Raw genomic sequence first — 25,800 nt, forward strand, 5'->3', positions numbered from 1 at the left:
GGCACCGGACATGTTTTCTCTCCTCACACAAAAATTGACCGACCCGCAGTTTCTCATCGGCGCTTTGATCACGGTTGCGGTTTTTGCAACTGTAGTAACGATCCTCATGCCGGTTCTGAGCGGCAGCGCGCTCAAATCACGCATGAAATCGGTCGCCACCGAGCGCGAAGCCATTCGCTCACGGGAGCGCGCCCGTCTTGCAGCAGAAAGCGACCGCCGCAACAGCCTGCGGCATCAGCAGAAACAGGGCATCCGCGAATTCGTCGAAAGGCTTGATCTCAAGCGCGCGCTTGCCGACGAAAAGACGATCGCTTCGCTCAGACAAGCAGGCTTCCGGGGGCAAAACCCTCTCAACATCTTTCTGTTTCTGCGCTTTGTGCTGCCTTTCGGCGCCATGTTGATTGCCGCCATCTACATTTTTATGCTCGGTGTGCTTGCCGATCAAACCTTCTTCGTTCGTTTGCTCGTCTGCATTTTCGCTGGCTATGCCGGTTTCTATGCGCCGAACCTTTACGTCTCCAACAGGGCAACCAAGCGCAAGCAATCCATCCGTCGCGCATGGCCGGACGCGCTCGACCTGATGCTCATCTGCGTCGAATCGGGCATGTCCACGGAAGCTGCCTTTCGCCGGGTGGCCGATGAAATCGGTATTCAATCCGTCGAGCTTGCCGAAGAACTGATGCTGACCAATGCTGAGCTTTCCTTCCTGCCGGAGCGCCGTCAGGCCTATGAAAACCTCGCCAATCGCACGGGGCTGGATCCGGTGAAGTCCGTGACGCAGGCACTGATTCAAGCCGAGCGTTACGGCACCCCGGTGTCGCAGGCGCTTCGCACGCTTTCTCAGGAAAGCCGCGATTTACGTCTGCTGGACGCCGAAAAGAAGGCTGCGGCCCTGCCGCCAAAGCTGACCGTGCCGATGATCGTTTTCTTCCTGCCGGTACTCTTTATCGTCATCCTCGGCCCGGCCTTCATCCAGATTTCGGCGCAGGGCGGATTGTTTGGCGGTAACTGACAACCGTTCATTCAGACATGACGAAAACTAAGAGAGGCCTCAGCCCTTCGGCTTGTCCTTGAGCATGTTCCAGGAGTTCTGCTGGGCCAGCATGGAACGAAGATAATCCGTATTGGCCTTAGCCTGTTGCGGAGAAATCTCGCGCGCGGCAATCGCTTCCGCCTCCTGAAAGCGGCCTTGCAAACCGACTGACAGCGCGAGGTTCTGACGCACGCGGCTGTCGGCGCCCGGAGCGGCAGCGGCCTGCTTGAAATAGGTTTCGGCAGTTCGTGCATCGCCTGCCAGAAGATAGGACATCCCCATATTGGAGATGATCGACGGTTCATTCGGCTGAAGCTGCAGCGCCTTCTGATAAGTCGCGCGCGCTTCTTCCTTCCTGCCCATCTGGTCGAGAATGGCGCCTTCTGCGGAAACCAGTTTCCAGTCGGGATAGGCCGGGTTCTGTGCGCGGCGAACGGCATCAAGTGCGCCTTCAAACTGGCCTGCACCCGCAAGCGCCTTGCCATAAGCCGAAAGAACAGCCTGATCTTTCGGATAGACAATGGCGAGTGCCCGCATGACGGCCAGCGCCTGATCGTTGCGGCCAAGGCGCGCCAGCACATTGGCATAGTTGAGCGCCGTCTGACGGTCCTTCGGATTGCGCTCGTATTGCGCGCCGAGCCGCCCGGCCATCGCAGCAAGCTGCGCGTCGTTCATGTGATCGAAAGTGGCGACAGTCGCCGCGCGGCGGACCGAACCGGTCGTGGTCCGGTCGACGGATGTGCAGCCGGAAATAACCAATGCTGAAAGAATACAGGCGAAACCAAGACGTGTTGCGATAACGTCTTTTCGAACGATGTTCAGCATCCCGCCTCTCCTGCTAAAGCGCGTCGCGCATCCAACATGCTTTAGTCTCTGGTTTTCACCCTCAAGCCCAATTTCTGCTAAATCAATAATCTGTTAACCCTAACGATTGGTTAATATAGCGATTGCGGTTTCTGTTTCCGCGCGGCAATAATCACGCTATCTGTTTGTTTTAGCGCGCATCTTATCCGAAAACCGTTTCACACTTTTCGGGAGGCGCGGTATCTGTTTGTTTTATGAACTTCCGACAAAATGCCAGTGCTTTTGCCGGACATCGCTTACTGGTCAGAAAGAGCATCATGTCTGTCGAACTTCTTTCCCAAAAATCCGAACAAAGCCGTCCGATCTGGTTTACGCCGACAGGCGGACTGGAAACCGCCGGTCTTCCCGCCGATGCAATTGCATGGGCTAGGGCCAACGGGTTTGACGGCGAAGCCGGACGAGTGCTCATCCTCCCCGGCGCAGGCGGATCGGTGTCAGGTGCGCTTTTCGGAACAGGCAGCGAGGAAAAGGGCAGCCAGTCGCAGCTTCTGGCCGGAAAGCTGGCGCGCAGCCTTCCGGAAGGAGACTGGCATATCGAAGGCGCGGTCGATGAGGCGGCCCTTGCCGTTCTCGGCTTCCTGATGGGCGCTTATAGTTTTACGCGTTATCGCAAGGCCAATGGCAAGGCGATCCGCCTCGCTCTGCCCGATGGCGTGGACGAAGCGGAAATCCGCCGCATCGCCGCGGCGGTTATGCTGGTGCGCGATCTCATCAACACGCCGACCAACGATATGGGACCAGATGCTCTCGAAAATGCGGCCCGTGAACTGGCGTCCAAGTACAAAGCCGATATTGCCGTTACCGAAGGCGATGCGCTTCTGGAGAAGAATTTTCCGATGATCCATGCGGTCGGTCGTGCTGGCGCTATTGCGCCACGCCTGATCGATCTTAGCTGGGGCAAGGCAAGCGACCCGAAAATCACGCTGGTTGGCAAGGGCGTCTGCTTCGATACCGGCGGCCTCGACATCAAACCGGCAAGCGGCATGTTGCTGATGAAGAAGGACATGGGCGGAGCCGCCAATGTGCTGGGCCTCGCCTCCATGATCATGGACGCGCAACTGCCGGTGCGGCTGCGTGTATTGATCCCGGCGGTGGAGAATTCGATTGCCGGTAATGCCTTCCGTCCGGGTGACGTGTTGCAAAGCCGCAAGGGCCTGACCGTCGAAATCGGCAATACCGATGCGGAAGGCCGGTTGGTTCTTGCCGACGCGCTTGCGCTTGCCGATGAAGAAGAACCTGCACTTCTGATCGACATGGCGACGCTGACAGGGGCTGCGCGTGTCGCGCTGGGCCCCGATCTGCCGCCATTCTACACGCATGATGACGGACTTGCCGCTTCGATTGCGCAAAGTGCTGATGCTACGGCAGACCCGCTATGGCGCATGCCGCTCTGGAAGCCCTATGCGCAGAAACTGTCCTCACGGATCGCCGACATCAACAATGTAACCACCGACGGCTTTGCAGGATCGGTTACGGCAGCGCTCTTCCTCAGCAAATTCGTCGAAAAGGCTCAAAGCTGGGCGCATTTCGACATTTTCGGCTGGGTACCGGTTGAAAAACCCGCTTCCCCGGTCGGCGGTGAAGCGCAAGCCATTCGCGCTCTTTACCAGTTTTTGAAGGAGCGTTACCCGACGCGCTGAATCCACTTGCCTGAAACATCGAAAGCAGATTGAATAAAACGGTTCCGAAACAATCCCCTTTTTGGTGGAGCCGGATGCCAATTGAGCTGAAACCTTTGCAGGCGCTGACATTGCTGAGAACCCTGTCGCTGGAACAGGTGCGTGATGAGATGCCCGATCTCACCACGCGACAGGCAGCCATTCTCCTGACCATTTATCTGGAGCCCCCGCCGCATACCGTGCGGGGACTCGCAGCAAAACTGAACGTCACCAAGCCGGTGATTACCCGCGCGCTCGACACGATGGGCGCGCTTGAGCTCGTCTCCCGGCATCGTGATGAAAAAGACCGGCGAAACGTGCTAGTAAAGAGGACGGTCGCCGGTGCACTGTATGTTGAAAGACTGGGCGATCTGGTGATCGCCAAAGCCAGGGAGTTACCACTTTGACCATGCTTGACCGCCGCCTCAACGCCTATCGCCCCGACCTCGCCGATCAACGGCTGACCGGTCAGGTGGAAGCGGCGCGTTTTACCGCCGGAACGCCGATGCAGGTTTCCGCATCCGTTGTCGATCTGCGCGCCGAACCGCGTATGGATAGCGGTCCGCAGACACAGATGATTTTCGGCGATCCCGTTCGTGTCTTCGAGGAAATGGACGGCTGGTCGTGGGTCCAGGCAGAACGCGACGGCTATACGGGTTATGTCTCCTCTGCCACGCTGGAGCAGACTGCTGGCGCCGAAACACATCTGGTCATTGTGCCGCGTACTTTCGTCTATCCCGGCTCTGATCTGCGTTTCCCGCACACCAAGGCGCTGTCGCTCGGCTCGCGCGTGCGCATCGTCGGCGCAGCCGAAACGCGCGGTACGAAATATGCGCTGCTGGAAAGCGGCGAGGCGCTGATCGCAAGCCACCTTGCGCTAGTCGGTGAACATGCAGCCGACTATGTGGCGGTCGCCGAAACCCTTCTTCATACGCCTTATCTGTGGGGCGGCACATCGGGCTTCGGCATCGACTGCTCCGGCCTTGTGCAATTGTGCATGTGGGTGACAGGCCGCAAGGTTCTGCGCGATTCCGACATGCAGCAGGATACGCTCGGCGAAATCATCGAACCCGATGCGACCTATTCGAATTTGAAGCGCGGCGATCTGGTCTTCTGGAAGGGCCACGTCGCCATCTGTGCCTCGCCTGACATGCTGATCCATGCGAGCGGTCATACGATGACCGTCACGCTGGAACCGCTGCAGGACGCCATCAAGCGCATTGCCTATCTCTACAATCTGCCGACGCTTATCCGCAGACCCTGAAAATGAGACCGGGGATCCATGAAGGGAAAGACCACATTGACGATAGCCGCTTTGCTGATCGGCTTTGTTTTGTCTTTTCCATCCCCCGTTTCACCTGAGAGAATTGCACGCATGACCATTCCCGCGTCGCCTGCCGCCTTTGCCGAAGTCAACGGCATAGAAATGTATTACCGGATCGTCGGCGAAGGCTCGCCAATCCTGCTTATTCCCGGCGGCCTGTCCGACCAGCATGTATGGGATGCACAGCTTCCGATCCTTGCGCGCGACCACACCGTAATCGTTGCCGACAGTCGCGGACAGGGACGCTCCACCCGCACCGATGATCCGATCACCTATGGACTGATGGCCGACGACTATGTGGCGCTGCTCGACTTTCTCCACATCGACAAGGTCGATCTCGTCGGCTGGAGCGATGGCGGCATTATCGGCCTCGACATCGCCATGCGCTATCCTGAACGGCTGACAAGCCTGTTTGCGCAGGCGGCAAACGTCACGCCTGACGGCAACACCGGTTATGCCGAGGCCCGCGCCGAAGGAAAACCGATACCGGAACTGCGCCACTATGAGAGCATCGACAAGGAAATCCACGCGCTGTGGGCGAACGAGCCGAACTTTACGGACGAGGACTTGTCCGGCATCAGCGTGCGCACGGCGATTGTGATCGGAGACCGCGACACGGCCATCACACGCGAACATACGGAGTTCATCGCCAGCCAGATACCGGGTGCTGAATTGATCATTCTGCCCGATGCCGGGCACGGCGTCCCGGTCGAAAATCCGCGTCTCTATGCGCATACGGTGCTTCGTTTCATTGACGGCAAAAACGCCGAAGAAACGAAGACCGCGAGCCGGAAAAATTAAACCCGGTTCGGCAATACGCGATCGGGCGGGCGGTGCCCGTCGACAAAAGCCTTGATATTGATGATGACTTTGTCGCCCATATCGATGCGGCCTTCCATAGTGGCCGATCCCATATGCGGCAACAGGACGACCTTGCCCTTTTCGGCAAGCGCCAGCAGTCGCGGATTGACCGCCGGCTCGTTCTCGAAAACATCCAGCCCCGCCCCGGCAAGCTTGCCTTGTTCGATCAGCTCGATCAGGGCATTCTCGTCAATGATCTGGCCGCGTGCTGTGTTGACCATATAGGCAGTCGGCTGCATCAGCGCGATGCGGCGTGCGGACAGCAGATGGAATGTGGCAGGCGTCGAAGGGCAGTTGACCGAGATGATATCCATCCGGGCCAGCATCTGGTCGAGGCTATCCCAATAGGTCGCTTCCAGTTCTTCCTCGACTTCAGGATTGACGCGCTTGCGGTTGTGATAGTGAATGGAAAGCCCGAAAGCCTTGGCGCGGCGGGCGACAGCCGTGCCGATGCGTCCCATGCCGACAATCCCGAGGCGCTTGCCCCAGATGCGCCGTCCGAGCATCCAGGTCGGAGACCAGCCTGGCCATTGTCCGTGGCGCTCGCCCAGCACATTGGCACCTTCAACCAGGCGTCTTGGCACCGACAGGAGCAGCGCCAAGGTCATGTCGGCAGTGTCTTCGGTGAGAACATTCGGTGTATTGGTGACCGTGATACCGCGCTTTGCAGCGGCTGCGACGTCGATATTGTCCACGCCATTGCCGAAATTTGCGATGAGCTTGAGGTTGGGACCAGCCTGTTCGATTGCAGCCGCATCAATCACATCCGTGATGCAAGGCACCAGAACGTCGGCTTCTTTCATCGCAGCGATGATTTCCGGCTGATTCATGCGGTGGTCGTCTATATTCAGACGCGCATCAAACAGTTCCCGCATTCGGGTTTCCACTGGGTCCGGCAGTTTTCTCGTAAGAACGACCAGCGGTTTCTTCTTGTTCGACATCTCCACCCCATCGTTGAGCAAAGCCCCGGGAACAGCCCGTATTGTAACCAACTGGCAGGGCACGCTCCAAGAAATTTCCTGCACATTTCCAGCGGAAAACCGACCCCCACTTTTCCCGAAAATGCGTTAACCGAAGCTTCATGTTGAGACCTCCTTAACCAAGGCGGTGCAATATGGGATATTGCTTCGGCTGAACATCTCTATCAAGGCGAAGCGGCAAAGACAAAGAAAAACCGGAAACTTCAGGTGTCTCTTGGAAAGTCCACATCGATTTTCTGAAAAGATACATTTAAAATCAAACAATTAGATTGCTTTCGATCTGTTCCACACAGACAGATGTGCGATCTGAAAACAGGACGGCAACGTCGCCTCGCAGCCCCCGTAAACTGCTGAAGCTACTACCGTTCTGTCGTGACAGGACGGCGAGAGGTCGCAGTTTGTACAGAGTACTTTCGCAACGCTTTTGGATAGCCACGCTAGGCTTTCTGGCATTTTTTTTCATACTGGCGCCGCTTGGCGCTTCACACAGGCATGCCGCACGGGCCGCAGAGCCCGCGGGCACAACTGTCGGCGCAAGCGGACTTCCCGTGCCACGTTTCGTCAGCCTTAAACCCGCACGCGTCAATCTGCGCATCGGACCGGGGCGCGACTATGCGGTTTCATGGCTTTTCATGAAGGCGGGACTGCCGGTCGAGATCATCCAGGAATATGACAACTGGCGCCGTATCCGCGATGCGGACGGCACGGAAGGCTGGGTCTACCAGTCGCTGCTTTCCGGAAAGCGAACTGCCATCACAGCTCCCTGGCTCAAGAATAATCAGGGTTCGATGATCAATATGCGCCGCGATGCCGCCGACACATCGGGACTTGCTGCCGAAATCGAACCGGGTGTAGTCGGCACCGTACGCGAATGCACTGGTCAATGGTGTCGGGTGGACATGGGCGGCGTACGCGGCTGGATCAAGCAATCGGACCTGTGGGGTGTTTATCCGGGCGAAGTCTTCGACTGACTTCGCTCTCACGGAGTGGGATAAGAGAACCGGGCAAGCTTGACTTCGCCAGACACGAACCGATATTGCGATCAGAGCGTCGATCTCATTCAATCAGATCGAAGTGCGCTCTGAATTGAGTTTCAAAGGAGTTTTATGCGCAGACGTTCATCGCGACCGTTTTAACGGATTTGAACCCGCCCGTAAGGCGGAACTCTTGTGCATATTCAAAACTCTGGAAGACCATGAAAAATCATGATGTGATAATCCGCGCCTATCAGGCGTCGGACAAGCCATCCCTGTCGTCCATCTGGTATCGCGCCTCCTTGGAGGCCCATTCCTTTCTCGGAGGAGATCGGCTTCAAGACCAGCGCAAACTCATCGAAGATGTCTATCTCGAGAAGGCAGAAACATGGGTTGCCACGATCAATGACAGGCCGATTGGCTTTATCGGCTTGCTGGATAGCTTTATCGGCGGGCTGTTTGTCGATCCTGACGTGCAAGGCTGCGGAACAGGGCGAATTCTGATCCGCCATGCATTGGCATTGAAAGGCGAGTTATCGCTTGAAGTTTATGTCGACAATGAGCGGGCATGTCGTTTCTACAGCCGTCTCGGCTTCAAGATAACCAGTCAGCGATCGGAAGACGATGAAGGCCTTCCCTTTCGCAACATCCGGATGGAACTGAAGGGCTGATAAGCGAGCGGGGCGAAAAATCGCCCCGCCTCCACCTCGGAATATCACCAGGCAGGCGCCACCGATCCCTTGAACGTCGTGGCGATGAATTCCTTCACTTCATCGCTGTGGTAGGATGAGATCAGGGTTTTCACCCAGTCGGCATCCTTATCGGCGGTGCGAACGACGAGAATATTGATGTAAGGCGCTTTCTCGCCTTCCCGCACCAGCGGATCGGTTGCCGGGTTCAAGCCAGCTTCCATGGCATAGTTGGTGTTGATGACGGCCGCATCGACGTCTTCCATCGAACGCGGAAGCTGTGCCGCATCGAGTTCAACGAATTTGAGGTTCTTCGGGTTTTCAACGATATCGAGGGCACTGACCTTCAGCCCCTTGGCCGGGTCGATTTTTATGATGCCGTTTTCAGCAAGAACCAGCAAAGCGCGACCACCATTGGTCGGATCATTGGGGATCGCAATTGTCGCGCCGTCGGCCAACTCCGAAATATTCTTCAGCTTCTTTGAATACAGCCCCATCGGAAAGTTGACCGTCTCGGCAACGCTCACAATGTCGAAGCCACGATCGGCAACCTGATTATCGAGATAGGGCTTATGCTGGAAGGAGTTGGCTTCCAGTGCGCCATCCGCTAGCGCCATGTTCGGGATGACATAATCCGAGAATTCCTGAATATCGATTTCAAGACCGTTCTTCTCGGCGACTTCCTTCACCTTCTCCATGATCTGAGCGTGCGGCCCCGGCGTCACTCCGATCCGGACGGTCTTTGCAAAGGCGCTGCCAGCGGTGAACACGGCGAGAATGGTCGCGGCGACAAGTAGCTTACGCATGATATCTCCTTGGAATGTGTACGGCTGAAGCTTGGGAGGCGATTCAGCCGGGGGTGCAGAACTTTATCCCTTTTCAGCCCCATACGGTCCAATAGGCAACAAAAAAGCGGCCATGGCCGCTTTCTTTTCATGTCCAACTAAAAGGAGCACTCGTTACTGGCTCTTGCGGCGCAGGCGAACGATAATATCCACGTTCACGATTTCCATGCCATGCGGCGCATCCGGCATGTTGGCAACCGTAGGCTGACCTCTTTCGCCGTGTGGAATATCGAACACGACATTTTCGCCTTCGAGGAAGAAATGCTGGTGATCCGAGATATTCGTATCGAAATAAGTCTTCGAGCCCTCAACCGCGATGATACGCAGCATACCGGCTTCCGTGAACTGGTGCAGCGTGTTGTAAACCGTCGCCAGAGACACCGGCACGTCGGCCATCACGGCCTCTTCGTGCAGGTCTTCTGCAGACAGATGGCGATCGCCCTGGGCGAAGATCAGGCTCGCAAGCGCAACGCGCTGCCGCGTCGGACGCAGGCCCGCGCGGCGGAGCTGCTCTTCCATCGAGACCGTCGAGTGGGTATGTGAAGACTGCATATTCACCGTTGGTTCCGTCACAAGCTTGTTGCAAAATCATCAATCGTCAAACGGGCTGTTGCCCATTGCATACTGACATTGATATATGCCGTTGCGAAATAAGTATCAATAGGCTTGGGAATTGGCCGGTTTTTCGGATAAACCCCCAAATAACTCAATGCATGATTTTACTGCCGGAAACAGTCTGTGGTAGGGATGTTCCGGTGAAACCTACAACCGGGCCGGATTGCCGGTCGATACAGAATGAACCTCAAGGGAGGCGTAATGGCAGAACAGAAATCAAGCTATGGGTATGAAGAACTCCTGGCCTGCGCACGCGGCGAGATGTTCGGCCCCGGCAATGCTCAGCTTCCCCTGCCTCCGATGCTGATGGTCCATCGCATCACCGATATTTCCGAAACCGGTGGTGAGTTCGACAAGGGCTATATCCGCGCCGAGTATGATGTGCGCCCCGATGACTGGTATTTCCCGTGTCATTTCATGGGCAATCCGATCATGCCGGGCTGCCTCGGTCTTGATGGCATGTGGCAGCTGACCGGTTTCTTCCTCGGCTGGCTCGGCGAGCCGGGTCGCGGTATGGCTCTCTCCACCGGTGAAGTGAAGTTCAAGGGCATGGTGCGTCCGCATACCAAGCTTCTCGAATATGGCATCGATTTCAAGCGCGTCATGCGTGGCCGCCTCGTGCTCGGCACGGCTGACGGCTGGCTGAAAGCCGATGGCGAAACCATCTACCGGGCGTCTGACCTGCGCGTCGGCCTGTCGAAGGACAGCGAGGGCCAGTAAGGCGCCTCAATCACCATCATCCACGAGCGCGACTGCAAAAAGTGAACAGTTTTCATGCGGCCGCGCTCAAAACATGCGAAGATCGCACCTATGTAACCGCGAACAGGCGGCAGTCCGCATGATGGACACGTCGCTCACGGATCAGGTGTAAAGGAGAACGCGATGCGGCGTGTGGTCGTAACGGGTATGGGGATCGTATCCTCGATTGGTAACAACACCGAAGAGGTCACGGCTTCGCTGCGTGAAGCAAAGTCCGGCATCTCCCGCGCTGAGGAATATGCCGAGCTCGGCTTCCGTTGTCAGGTGCACGGCGCTCCGAATATCGACGTCGAAGCACTGGTCGATCGTCGCGCGATGCGCTTCCATGGCCGTGGCACGGCCTGGAACCATATTGCGATGGATCAGGCCATTGCGGATGCGGGGCTTTCCGAAGAGGAAGTCTCCAACGACCGCACCGGCATCATCATGGGTTCCGGCGGTCCTTCGACCCGCACCATTGTCGATTCTGCCGACATCACCCGCGAAAAAGGCCCAAAGCGCGTCGGCCCGTTTGCCGTGCCAAAAGCCATGAGCTCGACGGCTTCCGCGACGCTTGCGACCTTCTTCAAGATCAAGGGCATCAACTATTCGATTTCTTCGGCCTGCGCGACTTCCAACCATTGCATCGGCAATGCGTTCGAAATGATCCAGTATGGCAAGCAGGACCGCATGTTCGCAGGCGGCTGCGAAGACCTCGACTGGACGCTTTCGGTCCTGTTCGACGCCATGGGCGCCATGTCGAGCAAGTATAACGACACGCCATCCACTGCATCGCGTGCCTATGACAAGAACCGCGACGGCTTCGTCATTGCTGGCGGTGCTGGCGTGCTGGTGCTGGAAGACCTCGAAACCGCACTGGCCCGCGGCGCCAAGATTTACGGCGAAATCGTCGGCTATGGCGCGACGTCTGACGGTTACGACATGGTCGCCCCATCCGGCGAAGGCGCAATCCGCTGCATGAAGATGGCCCTTTCGACCGTCAAGGGCAAAATCGACTATATCAATCCACACGCCACCTCGACGCCAGCTGGCGACGCCCCGGAAATCGATGCGATCCGTCAGGTCTTCGGCTCAGGCGACGCCTGCCCGCCGATTGCTGCGACCAAGTCGCTGACCGGCCACTCGCTCGGTGCAACCGGTGTGCAGGAAGCGATCTACTCGCTTTTGATGATGCACAACAATTTCATTTGCGAAAGCGCACATATCGAAGAACTGGACCCTGCCTTCGCGGACATGCCTATCGTTCGCAAGCGCATTGACAACGCTCAGCTCAATACCGTGCTCTCCAACTCCTTCGGATTTGGCGGCACCAATGCGACGCTGGTTTTCCAGCGTTACCAGGGCTGAGGGAGAGGGAAAATATGGAAGGTTTGATGAAAGGCAAACGCGGCCTCATCATGGGGGTCGCGAATAATCACTCACTCGCTTGGGGAATTTCAAAGCAACTCGCAGCACAGGGCGCTGAACTGGCCTTCACCTATCAAGGTGATGCACTCGGCAAGCGCGTAAAGCCGCTGGCCGAACAGGTCGGCTCTGATTTCGTACTGCCTTGCGATGTTGAAGATATCGAGTCGGTCGATGCGGTCTTTGCCGAAGTCGAAAAGAAGTGGGGCAAGCTCGATTTCATCGTTCACGCCATCGGCTTCTCCGACAAGACCGAACTGAAGGGTCGCTACGCAGACGTCACCACGCGCGAAAATTTCAGCCGCACAATGGTGATTTCCGCCTACTCCTTCACGGAAATGGCACAGCGCGCTGAAAAACTCATGAAGGACGGCGGCTCGATCCTGACGCTGACCTATGGCGGTTCCACGCGCACCATCCCGAACTATAACGTCATGGGCGTTGCCAAAGCCGCGCTTGAAGCCATGGTGCGTTATCTTGCTGCCGATTACGGTCCGCAGGGCATCCGCGTCAACGCCATTTCGGCCGGTCCGGTGCGTACGCTTGCCGGTGCCGGTATTGGCGACGCCCGCGCAATCTTCAGCTATCAGCGCCGTAACTCGCCGCTGCGCCGTACCGTCGACATCGATGATGTCGGCAAATCGGCAGTTTATCTTCTGTCTGATCTCTCGAGCGGTGTCACCGGTGAAGTCCATTATGTGGATTCCGGCTACAACATCGTCTCCATGCCGACGCTTGAAGAGCTGAAAAGCTCTGACGCGGAGCGCGGTGAATAAGCCAAGCCATCTTGTAAAAAGGCCGCCTTCTGGGCGGCCTTTTTATTTATTTCTTCGCATCGAAGATTTTGAAACCGTTCGCCTCTTCGAGAAGAGTCACATTCTTGAACAGTCCTTTGAGCGTCGTCTCATAAGGCAATTGCCGGTTTGCGACCATAAGCAGACGCCCGCCCGGCTTCAGGCGTGACGCGGCAGCGGCAATGAACGCCTGACCAAGCGAAACATCCGTCACCCGCCCCTCATGGAACGGTGGGTTCATAATCACGGTGTCGTAGATGCCTGCCATCTTTTCACTCGTCACATCGAACCAGTTGAAGCTGATCGGCACTGATGCACCAAGCCGCTCCAGATTGCCGCGCGCCGCTTCCAGCGCCTCATAATCGGCTTCATAGAGATCGATAGACTTGATGCGATCTGCAAACTTCAAGCATTGCGCCGCAAGATAGCCCCAACCGGCGCCAAGATCGGCGACGTTACCAAAAAAAATCTTTTCCATATGCGGCACGAGCAGCGCCGAACCCTTATCGATAACACCGTGCGAGAACATGCCGGGTTCTGTGCGGAACACATCGTCAATATCGGTCGCAAGCGGCTTCAGAGCCGCGATGAATTCATCGGTGAGGTCGACTGGTCGTCTGAGCCAGAACACCACGGCATGGTTCTTCGACATGCGGTCGCTGATCTCGGCGATATTGCTGGCCCATTTTCGAAAACTGTCAATGCCGAGCTTCTTGTCGCCTGACACGGCAATCCATCCACCCGGCTCAACACGCGCCAGAAGCTCCGCAAACCACGCCTCATTGCGCCCGCGATGTTTTCCGAGCAACAGTAGCCCGCCGGAAAAACGCTTCTCCTCACCCAATCTGGGAACTGTCTTGAAGCCCTCCTTTTCCAGCACCAGCCAATCGGGGCGCCAGGGCTGCAGGAAGGTCAGCGCCTGTTTCAATTCGTCCTCAAGACGCCGATCCGCAGAAAGACCACACGCAAGAAAGGATTGCCCCTCTTCGGGCATATCCAGAATGTCCTGATCGAAGGGGAGAAAGAGTGTCTGTTGTGCCGGTGTAATCATGACTCATCCATGGTCTTGAATTGATTCCCATGCAACAAAAAAGCGCGCCACAAGAGCGCGCTTTCGATTGATTTACAGTAGCAGAAACGCTTATTCAGCGTCGGCTTCTGCCTTCTTTTCAGCAACAACTTCCTTGCCGGTTTCCTGATCGACAACCTTCATCGACAGGCGAACCTTGCCACGTTCGTCAAAGCCCATGAGCTTGACCCAGACCTTCTGGCCTTCCTTGACCACGTCAGTGGTCTTGGCAACGCGGTCGGAAGCGAGCTGCGAAATGTGAACCAGACCGTCTCGTGGACCAAAGAAGTTTACGAAAGCGCCGAAGTCAGCAGTCTTCACGACCGTACCTTCGTAGATTTCGCCAACTTCCGGTTCGGCAACAATCGAGTGAATCCACTTCTTGGCGGCTTCGATTTCCTTACCGTTCGACGAAGCGATCTTGACCGTACCGTCGTCTTCGATGTTGATCTTGGCGCCTGTCTTTTCCACGATTTCGCGGATAACCTTGCCGCCAGAACCGATAACATCACGGATCTTGTCGGTCGGGATGTTCATCACTTCGATGCGCGGAGCGAATTCGCCGAGTTCTTCACGCGACGTGGACAGAGCCTTCGCCATTTCGCCGAGGATGTGAACGCGACCGCCCTTGGCCTGCTCCAGAGCGACCTTCATGATCTCTTCGGTGATACCGTCGATCTTGATGTCCATCTGAAGTGCGGTGATGCCGTTGTCAGTACCGGCAACCTTGAAGTCCATGTCGCCGAGGTGATCTTCATCGCCAAGGATGTCGGAGAGAACGGCGAAGCGTTCGCCTTCCTTGATCAGGCCCATGGCGATACCGGCAACCGGACGTGCAAGCGGAACGCCTGCGTCCATCAGAGCAAGCGAGGTGCCGCAAACGGTCGCCATCGAGGAAGAACCGTTGGATTCGGTGATCTCGGAAACCGAACGGATCGTGTACGGGAACTGGTCGGCAGCAGGCAACATCGGATGGATAGCGCGCCATGCGAGCTTGCCATGACCAACTTCACGACGGCCCGGCGAACCCATACGACCGGTTTCACCGACCGAATATGGCGGGAAGTTGTAATGCAGCATGAAGGATTCTTTGTACGTGCCGGTCAGGGCATCGATCATCTGCTCGTCTTCGCCGGTGCCCAGCGTGGCAACAACGATCGCCTGTGTTTCGCCGCGGGTGAACAGCGCCGAACCGTGGGTGCGCGGCAGAAGGCCAACTTCCGAAACGATTGCACGAACGGTCTTCAGATCACGGCCATCAATGCGGCTGCCGGTGTCGAGAATGTTCCAGCGAACGATCTTGGCCTGCAGATGCTTGAAGACGGTCGCAAATTTTTCAGCCGAGAATTCCGGCTCTTCCACGCCTTCCGGGAAGAAGTGAGCCTTCGCCTTGGCCTTTGCAGCGTCGACAGCAACGTAACGAGCCTGCTTTTCGGTGATCTTGTATGCATCGCGCAGGTCGTTTTCGACAACGGCCAGCATCTTGGCTTCGAGGTCCGAAAGATCTTCCGGCTGGAAGTCGCGCGGTTCCTTGGCAGCAACTTCAGCAAGCTTGATGATCGCGTCGATGACCGGCTGGAAGCCCTTCTGGCCGAAAACAACGGCACCCAGCATGACTTCTTCAGAAAGCTCCTGCGCTTCCGATTCAACCATCAGCACAGCATCGGCGGTACCGGCAACAACCAGATCGAGCTTCGATTCCGGCATTTCGTCGATATTCGGGTTCAGGACGTATTCGCCGTTGATATAACCAACGCGCGCACCACCGATCGGCCCCATGAAAGGAACGCCGGAAATGGTCAGCGCTGCGGAAGCTGCAACCATCGACAGAACGTCGGGGTTGTTTTCGAGGTCGTGCTGAACAACAGTCAGGACAACCTGCGTGTCGTTCTTGTAACCTTCAACGAAGAGCGGGCGGATCGGACGGTCGATCAGGCGCGAGACGAGCGTTTCGTTTTCGCTCGGACGACCTTCACGCTTGAAGTAGCCGCCAGGGATCTTGCCAGCGGCATAGGTCTTTTCCTGATAGTTGACGGTGAGCGGGAAGAAATCCTGGCCCGGCTTCGGCTCCTTGGCAGAAACGACAGTCGCCAAAACAACGGTTTCGCCATAGGTTGCGAGAACTGCACCGTCAGCCTGACGTGCGATCTTGCCGGTTTCGAGCGTAAGCGGACGACCGCCCCATTCGATTTCTACTTTATGGGTATTGAACATATCTTGTCCTCATGTGGTGATGCCGCGCAAAAGCGCCTGAAGGCATCGCCTCGGTTGGCGGACGGGCCACGGGCAAGACAACGGGAAGTTCGTTATGTGTCAGAACATTCGCTCCCGAATATCCTCTGACACGAACTGCCTGCAATCCTGCCCCATGACTGGTCCAGGTCATGAGCCTTTTGGCTCTTCATCGGCATGACGGAATGCACCCGGTGCGTCGTTTCATGCCAGCGGGCAATCGCCCGATAGAGCGGATGCGCTCACATATGTTCGCGCTTCCGCTCTATCTGTTTGGTTTTACGCATGTCTTCGTCCCAAAACCGGTTCCCACTTTTGGGAGACATGCTCAAGTGTCGCATTTTATCTGTAAGCGGCTATCCGCATGACAAAATGCCGAATAAATCAAATGGGCGACGTTTGGATACGTCGCCCGATTTTACCGTTAGCGGCGCAGGCCGAGACGGCCGATCAGCGCCTGGTAACGTGTCTGGTCGATGCCCTTGACGTAGTCAAGAAGGCGACGACGCTGCGAAACCAGCTTCAGGAGGCCGCGACGCGAATGATTGTCATTCTTGTGGCCCTTGAAGTGTTCGGTGAGGTTGGCGATACGCTCGGAAAGAACGGCAACCTGTACTTCAGGAGAACCGGTGTCGCCTTCCTTGGTGGCGTATTCCTTGATAAGTGCTTGCTTGCGCTCAGCAGTAATCGACATCGTAACACCCTTTCTAGATGAGAGGAAAACCAGACGCCCGGGCCGGGATGTCGTCCAGCGCGGGCCATTTACACGATCTGACATGCTTTTACGCATGATCGATGAAGGGGCATATAGTGCAAAATTGGCGGGAACGCCAGTCTCAATTCAATTTGCCGCCTTATCGCGATCGTCTGACGAAACGTCAGCCCGTTGTGAAAACGCGCTTCGGTTTGAACTGTCCGTGCTCGATGTAACCGATGGCGAGCAGTTTTCCGCGTGTCGTGACACACGCTTCGTCTGCTTCCAGAGGCGCATCACGTCCGCGCAGGATCACCGGATTGCCAAGACGCACGCGTTGCGCCTGATCGTCGGTAAGCGGCACCTGCGGCAGACAGTCGAGAGCAGCTCCCGTATCGATGACCAATGCATCAATCGCCGAAAAGTCGCGACGCGGAGTGGGCTCTACGACATTGCCATCCTCATCCTTGGGCGGAAGCGGCGGCCAAGCCTGTTCAAGTTCTGCCAGTGTTACAGCGTCTTCTTCCGTGAACGGCGCAACTTCGATGCGGCGCAGCTCTGAAATGTGTCCGTAGCAACCGAGATCCCGGCCCATATCGCGTGCGAGAGAGCGCACATAGGTGCCCTTGGAGCATTCGACCTCGAACTCGGTGCGATCAGCATCCGGAATACCAACAATCTCCAGACGGTCAATCTCGACTTCACGGGAAGGTATCTCGACCGTCTCGCCTTCGCGGGCAAGATCGTAAGCGCGCTCGCCATCGATCTTGATGGCGGAAAACTGCGGTGGAACCTGCGAAATGACACCGGTGTAGTTCGGCAGCAATGCCTCGACATCGGCGCGCGACGGGCGATTATCCGAGGTCTTGGTGGCAACACCTTCCAGATCGTCCGTTGAGCGTTCCTCGCCCCAGCTTACCGTGAAACGGTAGATCTTGGTTCCATCCATGACATAAGGCACGGTTTTGGTGGCCTCACCCAACGCTATGGGCAACATGCCGGAAGCAAGCGGATCAAGTGTACCGGCATGACCGGCTTTTTCGGCGTTGAACAGCCACTTGATCTTCGAGACCGCCTCGGTCGATCCCATCCCTTTCGGCTTATCGAAAATAACCCAGCCGGATATCGGACGACCTTTTTTCTTGCCCCGTCTTGCCATGCTTTATTCGTCTCCATTGCGGGAAGCCTTGTCTGCCTCCCGGTCTTCTTCATCGTCATGCCCAAGATCGCGGGCGACTTCCGGCGAGCGGAGCAGCGCATCGATCTTGGAAAAATTGTCAAAGCTCGTATCGGCCCGGAAGCGGAATTCCGGCATGTATTTCATCTGGCTGAGGCTTGGCGCCATGCGACCACGAATGAACTTTGCGTTTGCAGCCAGCGCCTTGATAACCGCTTGCGTGTCGGCGTTACCAAGCGGAGTGATGAAACAGGTCGCAATCTTGAGATCGGGCGACATACGCACTTCCGAGACGGAAATCACGGTATGGGCGATAAGATCGTCGCGAATTTCGCCGCGCTGAAGCACCTGCGCCAATGCGTGACGCACCTGCTCGCCCACGCGAAGCTGGCGCTGGGAAAGGCCACCTGAGCCTTTTGGATCTGGAGAACGTGCCATGGCTATATCCTCGATAAACAGCCGCCAATCGGCATCCAGCCGCGAAGGACTGTCCGACAACATGACTACAAATTGGCAGGCGTAATAATACGCAACTTACCACAATCCAGCTGGGAGTCAGACCCTCTGGACCGGATAATGAAAAGCCGGGCCACCTCTCGGCAGCCCGGCGGGATAGTACTTAAAGCGTGCGCGAAACGTGTTCGACGCGGAAGGCTTCGATAACGTCGCCTGCGCGAATGTCGTCGTAGTTCTCGAACGCCATACCGCATTCCTGACCGGCCGGAACTTCCGACACTTCGTCCTTGAAGCGCTTGAGCGTCTTGAGCTTGCCTTCGTGGATAACCACGTTGTCGCGGATGAGGCGGACGCCTGCACCACGCTCGACCTTGCCTTCGGTGACACGGCAACCGGCAACCTTGCCGACCTTGGTGATGTTGAAGACTTCGAGAATCTCGGCATTGCCGAGGAAGGTTTCGCGGCGTTCCGGCGACAGGAGACCCGACATCGCTGCCTTAACGTCATCAATCAAATCATAGATGATGTTGTAGTAGCGGATTTCGATGCCCTGCTGATCGGCTGCGTCACGTGCCTGCTTGTTGGCGCGGACGTTGAAGCCGATGATCGCAGCGTTGGAGGCTTCGGCCAGCGACACGTCGCTTTCCGTGATACCACCGGCGCCCGAATGCACGATACGTGCACGCACTTCGTCGGTGCCGAGCTTGTCCAGTGCATTGGTGATGGCTTCGATAGAACCCTGCACGTCGCCCTTGATGACGAGTGGGAATTCCTTCGTGCCCGACACCTGGAGCTGGTTCATCATCTGCTCAAGCGAGCCGCGCGCGCCGGACTGGCGGGCTACAGCCTTGTCGCGTGCCAGACGCTGACGGTACTCGGCAATTTCGCGTGCCTTGGCTTCGTTGGCAACCACGGCAAAGCGGTCACCGGCCTGCGGCGTGCCCTGAAGGCCGAGGACTTCCACTGGCATCGCAGGACCGGCTTCCTTCACATGCTCGCCACGGTCGTTGACCAGTGCGCGCACGCGGCCCCATTCGCTACCGGCGACGAGGATGTCACCCGGATGCAGCGTACCCGTCTGAACCAGAACGGTTGCAACCGAACCACGGCCACGATCGAGCTGGGCTTCGACGACAACGCCTTCAGCCGTACGCGATGGATCAGCCTTGAGATCAAGAATTTCAGCCTGCAACAGAATTGCTTCAAGCAGTTTGTCGAGGTTGAGCTTGTTCTTGGCCGACACTTCGACGTCGAGAACTTCACCGCCCATCGATTCCACAAAGACGTCATGCTGCAACAGAGCAGTGCGAACCTTCTGCGGATCGGCAGCCGGCTTGTCGATCTTGTTGATCGCCACGATGATCGGAACACCTGCCGCCTTGGCATGATTGATCGATTCAATCGTCTGCGGCATCACGCTGTCATCGGCAGCCACCACGAGGATGGCAATGTCGGTCGCCTGCGCACCACGGGCACGCATTGCAGTAAAGGCAGCGTGGCCCGGCGTATCGATGAAGGTGATCTTCTGGCCGTTCTGCTCGACCTGATAAGCACCGATATGCTGGGTGATGCCACCGGCTTCGCCCGAAACAACATTGGCGTGACGGATCGCATCAAGCAGCGAGGTCTTGCCGTGATCGACGTGACCCATAATGGTCACGACTGGAGGACGGGAAACCAGCGCAGCCTCGTTGTCGGCAACACCGAAGATGCCTTCTTCAACGTCCGATTCCGCAACGCGCTTGACGGTATGGCCGAATTCTTCAGCAATGAGCTGCGCCATATCGGCATCAATCACGTCGCCCGGCTTCATCATCTGGCCCTGCTTCATCAGGTACTTGATGATATCGACCGAACGTTCGGTCATGCGCTGTGCAAGTTCCTGAAGCGTAATGGTTTCAGGAATGGTCACTTCACGCGAAATCTTTTCGCGTGTTTCCTGCATCTGCGAACGCTTGAACTTTTCCTGACGACGACGCATCGCCGAAAGCGAACGCGAACGACCTTCATCCTCAAGATTGCTGGAGATGGTCAGCTTGCCACGACGGCGATCATCTTCGGTCTTGACTACTTTCGGCGCGCGAACTTCCGGCTTGGCCGGAGCACCGCGACGGGCAGCAGTCAGGCCACCGCCACGACGGTCGTCATCATCAGATGCAACAGTCTTGCGAAGCTGGCTCTGCGGAAGCGGCTTGCCCGGGATCGGGGCAGCGTCGGCAAGGCTTGGCGCAGCCGGGCGCGGACCACCCTGCTGCGGACGGCCACCTTGCGGCGGACGATTGCCCTGAGGACGACCGGCCTGCTGCGGGCGATTGCCCTGCGGTGCCGGGCGCGCATCGTCGCGACGCTCGGTACGGGCTTCCGGCTGCGGCATACGCTTGGCAGCCTCTTCCTCGGCCTTACGGCGGGCATCGGCCTCGGCCTTGAGGCGAGCTTCCTCTTCCGCCTGACGACGGGCAGATTCTTCACGTTCCTTGGCGCGGCGGGCATCTTCCTCGGCGCGACGCTTGGCTTCCTCGACAGCGCGTGCGCGTTCTTCAACTTCACGGACCTGCGCTTCTTCGAGCGCGCGGCGACGTGCATCCATTTCGGAGCGCGACAGCGTGTTCAACACCATGCCGGAGCGGTCGGACGGGCGCGGACGCTGTGCCTGTTGGCCGCCGGGACGCTGTTGTGCCGGGCGCTGCTGTGCGACATGCGGCTTCGTTACCGGAGCAGCAGGAGCTGCTGGCTTCGGTGCCGGGGTGGCTGGTGCTGGCGCGCGCACTACCGGCGCGGCTTGTGCAGGCTGCGCGGCTTGTGCCGGTGCAGGAGTAGATGCCGCAGGCGCGGGAGCAGCAGGTGCCGGAGCTGCTGGCTTCGGCGCCGCTGCCTCGACTTCCGGCTTCTCGTCAGGCCGCGAGAATTTGCGCTTTTTCGTTTCAACGACGACAGCCTTCGTGCGGCCGTGGCTGAAATTCTGGCGCACGGTGCTCTGCTCGACGCCCGGCCGCTTCATGGTCAGCGTCTTCTTCGTATTAACGCTCAGCGTCTTGTCGTCGTTCGTTTTATCGCTCATTACGTTTCCGTTTCCTTCGCGGCTCCGGCCGCTCTACTCGAGCTTTATCCAACGTGACCGGGTCATGTTGGATAAAACTCCAGTCATCCGCCTCAACGCGCAATCCGATCCGGGGTCTGCCAGGCCCCTCCAGAGTTGCGCTCTAATCCAGGTCCGATGCGCTTTCACCGCGATAGCGATGCAACATAAGCGCCCGCTTTACGAACCCGGCCGCCGCCTTTCCTTCAAGTACGGCTGCATGTATCACATTTCCGCCCCCAAATGCCAAATCCATTTCTTCCCCCGTAAAAAGAGTGAAAGAAGGGATTTCCGGACCCTCCAGATGCACCACGGCACGGCGAGCCTGATCGAGCTTGCGTACGCCGTCGGCGGCGGCTTCCTTTGCGTGCAACACCATGGCGGCTGTCCCGGTGCGGATCGCCTGATCCACCTTGGTCGAGCCAGATACCACAGCCCCGGCCTTGCGAGCCAGGGCGAGGCTGCCAAGGGCAGATTTCGTCAGCAACTGGTCCACCAGCGCGCCAAGATCCGCCTGCGGCGTTACACCTTCCTTCAGCGCCCGCGCAAAAAGCTTGCGCTTGACCGCTTCATCCACCAGACGGCGCTCGGCCTTGACCCAGCACCCCCTGCCCGGCAGAGTTCTTTTCAAGTCCGGCACCACGGAACCGTCGGGACCGGCCACGAAACGGATCAGATCATCGGCAGAACCGCTTTCGCGCGTGACGATACAGGTTCTGTCATTCATATCCTGCTCCACGCGAACTCCAGTCTTGCCATATTGCGGTCTGCCCGCACGTCGGACGTAACGCGGGCGCTGTACCAGAGCATAAGCCCCACCACAACCCGGAACATGTCCGAAACCTGAACTGGCCAATCAATTCGAATGAATGACGACCATTTTTCAGGGATGAATTGCAAGAGCCGCATAGCTTACGCCTGAATTACACCAGACGTAAGAAGCCATGCGGCTCTTTTTATTCCGGCCGCTTCTTAGGAAGCAGCTTCCTCTTCACCGACTTCGGCTTCTTCTTCCTGTGCCGATGCCAGTTCTTCTTCCGTGATCCATCCTGCCTTCAAACGCGCAGTCAGGACCATCTGTTCCGCATCGACGCGCGAAACATCGAAGGAAGAGAAGATACCGCTATGAGCGACGGTTTCACCGTCCTTGCGTTCACGCCAGCCGACCAGATCATCGACGGCATAGCCGGCAAAGTCTTCCATCGTCTTGACGCCGTCTTCACCGACAGCCACGAGCATTGCCGTGGTGATACCCGGCAGTTCGCGCAGTTCGTCTTCGACGCCCAGTTCCTTGCGGCGATCATCCTGTTCGCTCTCGATGCGATCCAGATATTCGCGGGCACGTTCCTGGATTTCGCCAGCCGTATCCTCATCGAAACCATCGATGGAGGCGATTTCGCCCGGCTCGACATAGGCCAGTTCTTCAACAGATGCGAAACCTTCAGAGGCCAGAACCTGACCAACCATCTCGTCAACGTTGAGGGCATCCATGAAGAGCGTCGAACGCTCGGTGAATTCCTTCTGGCGACGTTCGGATTCTTCGTCTTCCGTCAGGATGTCAATGTCCCAGCCGGTGAGCTGGGAAGCAAGGCGCACGTTCTGACCGCGACGACCGATTGCAAGTGATAGTTGGTCATTCGGAACGACAACTTCAATACGTTCAGCATCTTCATCGAGAACAACCTTGGCAACTTCCGCTGGCTGAAGCGCGTTGACGATGAAGGAAGCAGCGTCTGGCGACCACGGAATGATGTCGATCTTTTCACCCTGCAGTTCGCCCACAACGGCCTGAACGCGGGAGCCACGCATACCGACGCAGGCGCCGACCGGATCGATGGACGCATCACGCGACACGACGGCAATCTTGGCGCGGGAACCCGGATCGCGGGCAACCGACTTGATTTCGATGATGCCGTCATAGATTTCCGGCACTTCCATGGTGAAGAGCTTCGCCATGAAGGACGGATGGGTACGCGACAGGAAAATCTGCGGGCCGCGCTGTTCGCGACGCACATCGTAGACATAGGCGCGGATGCGGTCACCATAACGGAAAGCTTCACGCGGGATCAGCTCATCGCGGCGCACGATGGCTTCGCCACGACCGAGATCGACAATCACATTGCCATATTCGACGCGCTTGACGGTGCCGTTGACGATCTCACCAACGCGATCCTTGTATTCGTCATACTGGCGGTCACGCTCGGCTTCGCGCACTTTCTGCACGATGACCTGCTTTGCCGACTGGGCAGCAATACGGCCGAAATCCATCGGCGGCAGCTGATCGGCGATGAAGTCGCCGACCTGTGCGTCCGGGTTGCGATCGCGCGCGGTGAAGAGCGAAATCTGCGTCGCGTAATCCTCGACATGCTCGACGACTTCGAGCAGGCGCTGCAGCTTGATCTCGCCGGACTTCGCATTGATGTCCGCGCGGATGTTGCTTTCCTGGCCGTAACGCGAACGCGCCGCCTTCTGGATCGCATCGGCCATGGCCGCAAGAACGATCTCGCGGTCGATCGACTTCTCGCGTGCGACCGCATCGGCGATCTGCAGAAGCTCCAGCCTGTTAGCACTGACTGCCATTGGACTCTCCTTGGTGTCGCACCCGGCTCCTCTAGATGCCGGACGCCAGAAACTTATTCTTTATCTTCAGCTTCGCCCGATGCGGTTTCATCGGACTGCTCGCCCGCTTCTTCGCTACCGAGGTCGTCACCGGGAATGCGGCCTTCGCGCAGAGCCTTGTCCTTGCGCAACGCATCGCGGATCAGGTCATCGGTCAGCACGAGGCGTGCATCAGAAATCAGATCGAATGGAATGCGCACGACAGGTTCGCTGCCGTAGGAAATCTGGTCGCTTTCGATCACGACCGATTCCGCATCCCCCAGGACGATGCGGCCGCGGAATTTCTTGCGGCCTTCGTGCACGACGGAGGTTTCCACCTTTGCGATGTGACCGGCCCAATCGGCAAAGTCCGACTTGCGAACCAACGGGCGGTCGATACCGGGAGACGAAATCTCCAGATGGTATTTTCCACTGATGGGATCTTCCACGTCGAGAACCGGGGCAACCGTACGGCTGACCAGTTCGCAGTCATCGACCGTCATCGTGCCATCGGGACGTTCGGCCATGATCTGCAAGGTCTGGCCATTGAGCCCCGAAAGGCGCACGCGTACCAACCGAAAGCCCAGCGTATTGATGACGGGCTCGATGATGGAAGCCACTTTCGCATCAATACCCGTCTCGCGAATGATGCGTTCATCCGCGCCTGCTGCGAGCGTTTCTGCTTCGTTTGCCTGAACCTGTTCCGTCAACCTAAAAACCTTTCAAAAGGCCGGAAAGCCCCTTCAAGTTAGCCGTAAGTAACAAAAAAGAGCGGGACCGGGTGGACCCACTCTTGTTCAAACGACCAAGAATTTGAGACTTATATACCAGCGGAAGCGGATTTTTTCAAGACCGCTTCTGCTGTTCGATTCATTCCGTTCGCTGCTGGTAGCTTCAACGACGGATGAAGGTCAGATAGGCTGCACGGCGTCCTTCGCGAAAAGCCTTTGCCTCATAGCGCGTGCCAGGCCAGCCTTCATAGGCGTGGTTCCAGTCGGACGGGCCTTCTGCCTGCCAGTCGAATGCAGGATGACGGCGACAATGCTGGAGCGTCCAGTTGACATAATGTTCAATGTCGGAAGCAAACCTGAATTTTGCGCCGGGTTTCAGGACACGGGCGAAGCGGTCGAGATTGGCATCGCTGACGAAACGGCGCTTCCAGTGGCGACGCTTGTGCCATGGATCGGGATAGAAGAGATCGATACCCGACAAGGAAGCATCCGGTAGCCAGTCCAAAACCGCTGTTGCATCCTCGTCGTAGAGACGCAGATTCGATCGCGGTTCGCCATCCAATGCCGCCAGCATCTTGGCCATGCCGTTGATGAAAGGCTCGACGCCAATGAAACCCGTTTGCGGATAACGGCCTGTCTCATGGTGCAGGTGCTCACCGCCGCCAAAACCGATTTCCAGACGCACTGCATCGACCTTCGCTTCAAAGAGCGTGCGCAGATCCTGTGGCGCCGGGTTTTCGACGTTGATCTTGAGGCGGGGCAGAAGATCTTCGAACAGGTTCTTCTGGTGGCTTCGCAAAGGCTTGCCGTGGCGACGGCCGAAGAAATTTCCGGCACCGCGCAGAGGATGAGATTCTTCGGTCATATTTTATCCGTCGGCATCATATCGGTGTTCTATTTATTTGTTTTGACGCGCATCTAGCCCGAAAACCGTTTCACACTTTTCGGGATGCGCTCCAATAACAGA

At 57.4% G+C, this 25,800-nt stretch carries 24 protein-coding genes; 10 read left to right on the forward strand and 14 right to left on the reverse strand.

Annotation, left to right across the window (positions count from 1 at the left end):
- Positions 1-10: 10 nt before the first annotated feature.
- Complete coding sequence (locus OANT_RS03755) at positions 11-1,012, forward strand: type II secretion system F family protein (RefSeq protein ID WP_012090977.1); 1,002 nt, start codon at positions 11-13, stop codon at positions 1,010-1,012.
- Between the two features lie 39 nt (positions 1,013-1,051).
- On the opposite strand, the gene OANT_RS03760 is transcribed toward OANT_RS03755, so the two are convergent.
- The gene (locus OANT_RS03760) at positions 1,052-1,858 is read right to left on the reverse strand and encodes a tetratricopeptide repeat protein (RefSeq protein ID WP_012090978.1); all 807 of its coding nucleotides are present in this window, start codon (positions 1,856-1,858) and stop codon (positions 1,052-1,054) included.
- Positions 1,859-2,154: 296 nt separating this feature from the next.
- Here OANT_RS03760 and OANT_RS03765 point away from each other — a divergent pair, with 296 nt between their 5' ends.
- The 4 genes from OANT_RS03765 to OANT_RS03780 all read left to right on the forward strand — a co-directional run bounded on the left by OANT_RS03765 (position 2,155) and on the right by OANT_RS03780 (position 5,680).
- Positions 2,155-3,537, forward strand: coding sequence for a leucyl aminopeptidase family protein (locus OANT_RS03765; RefSeq protein ID WP_012090979.1), 1,383 nt, complete (start codon positions 2,155-2,157; stop codon positions 3,535-3,537).
- A gap of 74 nt (positions 3,538-3,611) precedes the next feature.
- The gene (locus tag OANT_RS03770) at positions 3,612-3,962 is read left to right on the forward strand and encodes a MarR family transcriptional regulator (protein ID WP_010657792.1); all 351 of its coding nucleotides are present in this window, start codon (positions 3,612-3,614) and stop codon (positions 3,960-3,962) included.
- A 2-nt stretch (positions 3,963-3,964) separates the two neighbouring features.
- Positions 3,965-4,819, forward strand: coding sequence for a C40 family peptidase (locus tag OANT_RS03775; protein WP_172488808.1), 855 nt, complete (start codon positions 3,965-3,967; stop codon positions 4,817-4,819).
- Between the two features lie 18 nt (positions 4,820-4,837).
- Positions 4,838-5,680, forward strand: a complete 843-nt coding sequence (locus OANT_RS03780) for an alpha/beta fold hydrolase (protein WP_012090981.1) — start codon at positions 4,838-4,840, stop codon at positions 5,678-5,680.
- Here OANT_RS03780 and OANT_RS03785 read toward each other — a convergent pair.
- Positions 5,677-6,681 (reverse strand): 2-hydroxyacid dehydrogenase, encoded by a 1,005-nt coding sequence (locus tag OANT_RS03785; protein WP_010657789.1) that lies wholly within the window; start codon positions 6,679-6,681, stop codon positions 5,677-5,679. The two genes, OANT_RS03780 and OANT_RS03785, sit on opposite strands and share 4 nt — an antisense overlap.
- Before the next feature lie 437 nt (positions 6,682-7,118).
- Between OANT_RS03785 and OANT_RS03790 the strand changes: the two genes are divergently transcribed.
- A complete protein-coding gene (locus OANT_RS03790) occupies positions 7,119-7,691 on the forward strand; it encodes an SH3 domain-containing protein (RefSeq protein WP_012090982.1) in 573 nt (190 codons plus the stop codon).
- A 224-nt stretch (positions 7,692-7,915) separates the two neighbouring features.
- Positions 7,916-8,365: a GNAT family N-acetyltransferase gene (locus OANT_RS03795; RefSeq protein WP_012090983.1), complete on the forward strand. Its 450-nt coding sequence runs from the start codon at positions 7,916-7,918 to the stop codon at positions 8,363-8,365.
- Between the two features lie 44 nt (positions 8,366-8,409).
- Here the strand turns inward: OANT_RS03795 and OANT_RS03800 are convergent, their stop codons facing one another.
- Both OANT_RS03800 and irrA read right to left on the reverse strand, forming a co-directional pair.
- Positions 8,410-9,189, reverse strand: coding sequence for a MetQ/NlpA family ABC transporter substrate-binding protein (locus OANT_RS03800; protein ID WP_012090984.1), 780 nt, complete (start codon positions 9,187-9,189; stop codon positions 8,410-8,412).
- Between the two features lie 153 nt (positions 9,190-9,342).
- Positions 9,343-9,780, reverse strand: a complete 438-nt coding sequence (gene irrA, locus OANT_RS03805) for an iron response transcriptional regulator IrrA (protein WP_012090985.1) — start codon at positions 9,778-9,780, stop codon at positions 9,343-9,345.
- A 264-nt stretch (positions 9,781-10,044) separates the two neighbouring features.
- Between irrA and fabA the strand changes: the two genes are divergently transcribed.
- The 3 genes from fabA to fabI all read left to right on the forward strand — a co-directional run bounded on the left by fabA (position 10,045) and on the right by fabI (position 12,782).
- Positions 10,045-10,563 carry a 3-hydroxyacyl-[acyl-carrier-protein] dehydratase FabA gene (gene fabA, locus OANT_RS03810; RefSeq protein WP_010657784.1) on the forward strand — a complete coding sequence of 173 codons (519 nt, stop codon included), beginning with the start codon at positions 10,045-10,047 and terminating at the stop codon, positions 10,561-10,563.
- A 162-nt stretch (positions 10,564-10,725) separates the two neighbouring features.
- Complete coding sequence (gene fabB, locus OANT_RS03815) at positions 10,726-11,949, forward strand: beta-ketoacyl-ACP synthase I (protein WP_012090986.1); 1,224 nt, start codon at positions 10,726-10,728, stop codon at positions 11,947-11,949.
- A gap of 14 nt (positions 11,950-11,963) precedes the next feature.
- On the forward strand, positions 11,964-12,782 hold the full coding sequence (gene fabI, locus OANT_RS03820) for an enoyl-ACP reductase FabI (RefSeq protein ID WP_010657782.1): 819 nt from the start codon (positions 11,964-11,966) through the stop codon (positions 12,780-12,782).
- 46 nt (positions 12,783-12,828) lie between these two features.
- On the opposite strand, the gene OANT_RS03825 is transcribed toward fabI, so the two are convergent.
- The 10 genes from OANT_RS03825 to trmB all read right to left on the reverse strand — a co-directional run bounded on the left by OANT_RS03825 (position 12,829) and on the right by trmB (position 25,698).
- Complete coding sequence (locus tag OANT_RS03825) at positions 12,829-13,851, reverse strand: class I SAM-dependent methyltransferase (RefSeq protein ID WP_012090987.1); 1,023 nt, start codon at positions 13,849-13,851, stop codon at positions 12,829-12,831.
- A gap of 90 nt (positions 13,852-13,941) precedes the next feature.
- Positions 13,942-16,083 (reverse strand): polyribonucleotide nucleotidyltransferase, encoded by a 2,142-nt coding sequence (pnp, locus tag OANT_RS03830; RefSeq protein ID WP_012090988.1) that lies wholly within the window; start codon positions 16,081-16,083, stop codon positions 13,942-13,944.
- A 442-nt stretch (positions 16,084-16,525) separates the two neighbouring features.
- The gene (gene rpsO / locus OANT_RS03835; protein ID WP_012090989.1) at positions 16,526-16,795 is read right to left on the reverse strand and encodes a 30S ribosomal protein S15; all 270 of its coding nucleotides are present in this window, start codon (positions 16,793-16,795) and stop codon (positions 16,526-16,528) included.
- Positions 16,796-16,979: 184 nt separating this feature from the next.
- Positions 16,980-17,954 carry a tRNA pseudouridine(55) synthase TruB gene (truB, locus tag OANT_RS03840; protein WP_012090990.1) on the reverse strand — a complete coding sequence of 325 codons (975 nt, stop codon included), beginning with the start codon at positions 17,952-17,954 and terminating at the stop codon, positions 16,980-16,982.
- Between the two features lie 3 nt (positions 17,955-17,957).
- Complete coding sequence (gene rbfA / locus OANT_RS03845; RefSeq protein ID WP_010657777.1) at positions 17,958-18,410, reverse strand: 30S ribosome-binding factor RbfA; 453 nt, start codon at positions 18,408-18,410, stop codon at positions 17,958-17,960.
- 181 nt (positions 18,411-18,591) lie between these two features.
- A complete protein-coding gene (gene infB / locus OANT_RS03850; protein ID WP_012090991.1) occupies positions 18,592-21,486 on the reverse strand; it encodes a translation initiation factor IF-2 in 2,895 nt (964 codons plus the stop codon).
- Between the two features lie 142 nt (positions 21,487-21,628).
- Complete coding sequence (locus OANT_RS03855) at positions 21,629-22,243, reverse strand: RNA-binding protein (RefSeq protein WP_255411958.1); 615 nt, start codon at positions 22,241-22,243, stop codon at positions 21,629-21,631.
- A gap of 233 nt (positions 22,244-22,476) precedes the next feature.
- Complete coding sequence (gene nusA / locus OANT_RS03865) at positions 22,477-24,084, reverse strand: transcription termination factor NusA (RefSeq protein WP_012090993.1); 1,608 nt, start codon at positions 24,082-24,084, stop codon at positions 22,477-22,479.
- Positions 24,085-24,137: 53 nt separating this feature from the next.
- Positions 24,138-24,812, reverse strand: coding sequence for a ribosome maturation factor RimP (gene rimP / locus OANT_RS03870; protein WP_012090994.1), 675 nt, complete (start codon positions 24,810-24,812; stop codon positions 24,138-24,140).
- Between the two features lie 184 nt (positions 24,813-24,996).
- Positions 24,997-25,698: a tRNA (guanine(46)-N(7))-methyltransferase TrmB gene (gene trmB, locus OANT_RS03875; RefSeq protein ID WP_012090995.1), complete on the reverse strand. Its 702-nt coding sequence runs from the start codon at positions 25,696-25,698 to the stop codon at positions 24,997-24,999.
- Positions 25,699-25,800: the final 102 nt, after the last annotated feature.

The organism is Brucella anthropi ATCC 49188 (genome assembly GCF_000017405.1).
Classification (GTDB): Bacteria; Pseudomonadota; Alphaproteobacteria; order Rhizobiales; family Rhizobiaceae; genus Brucella; species Brucella anthropi.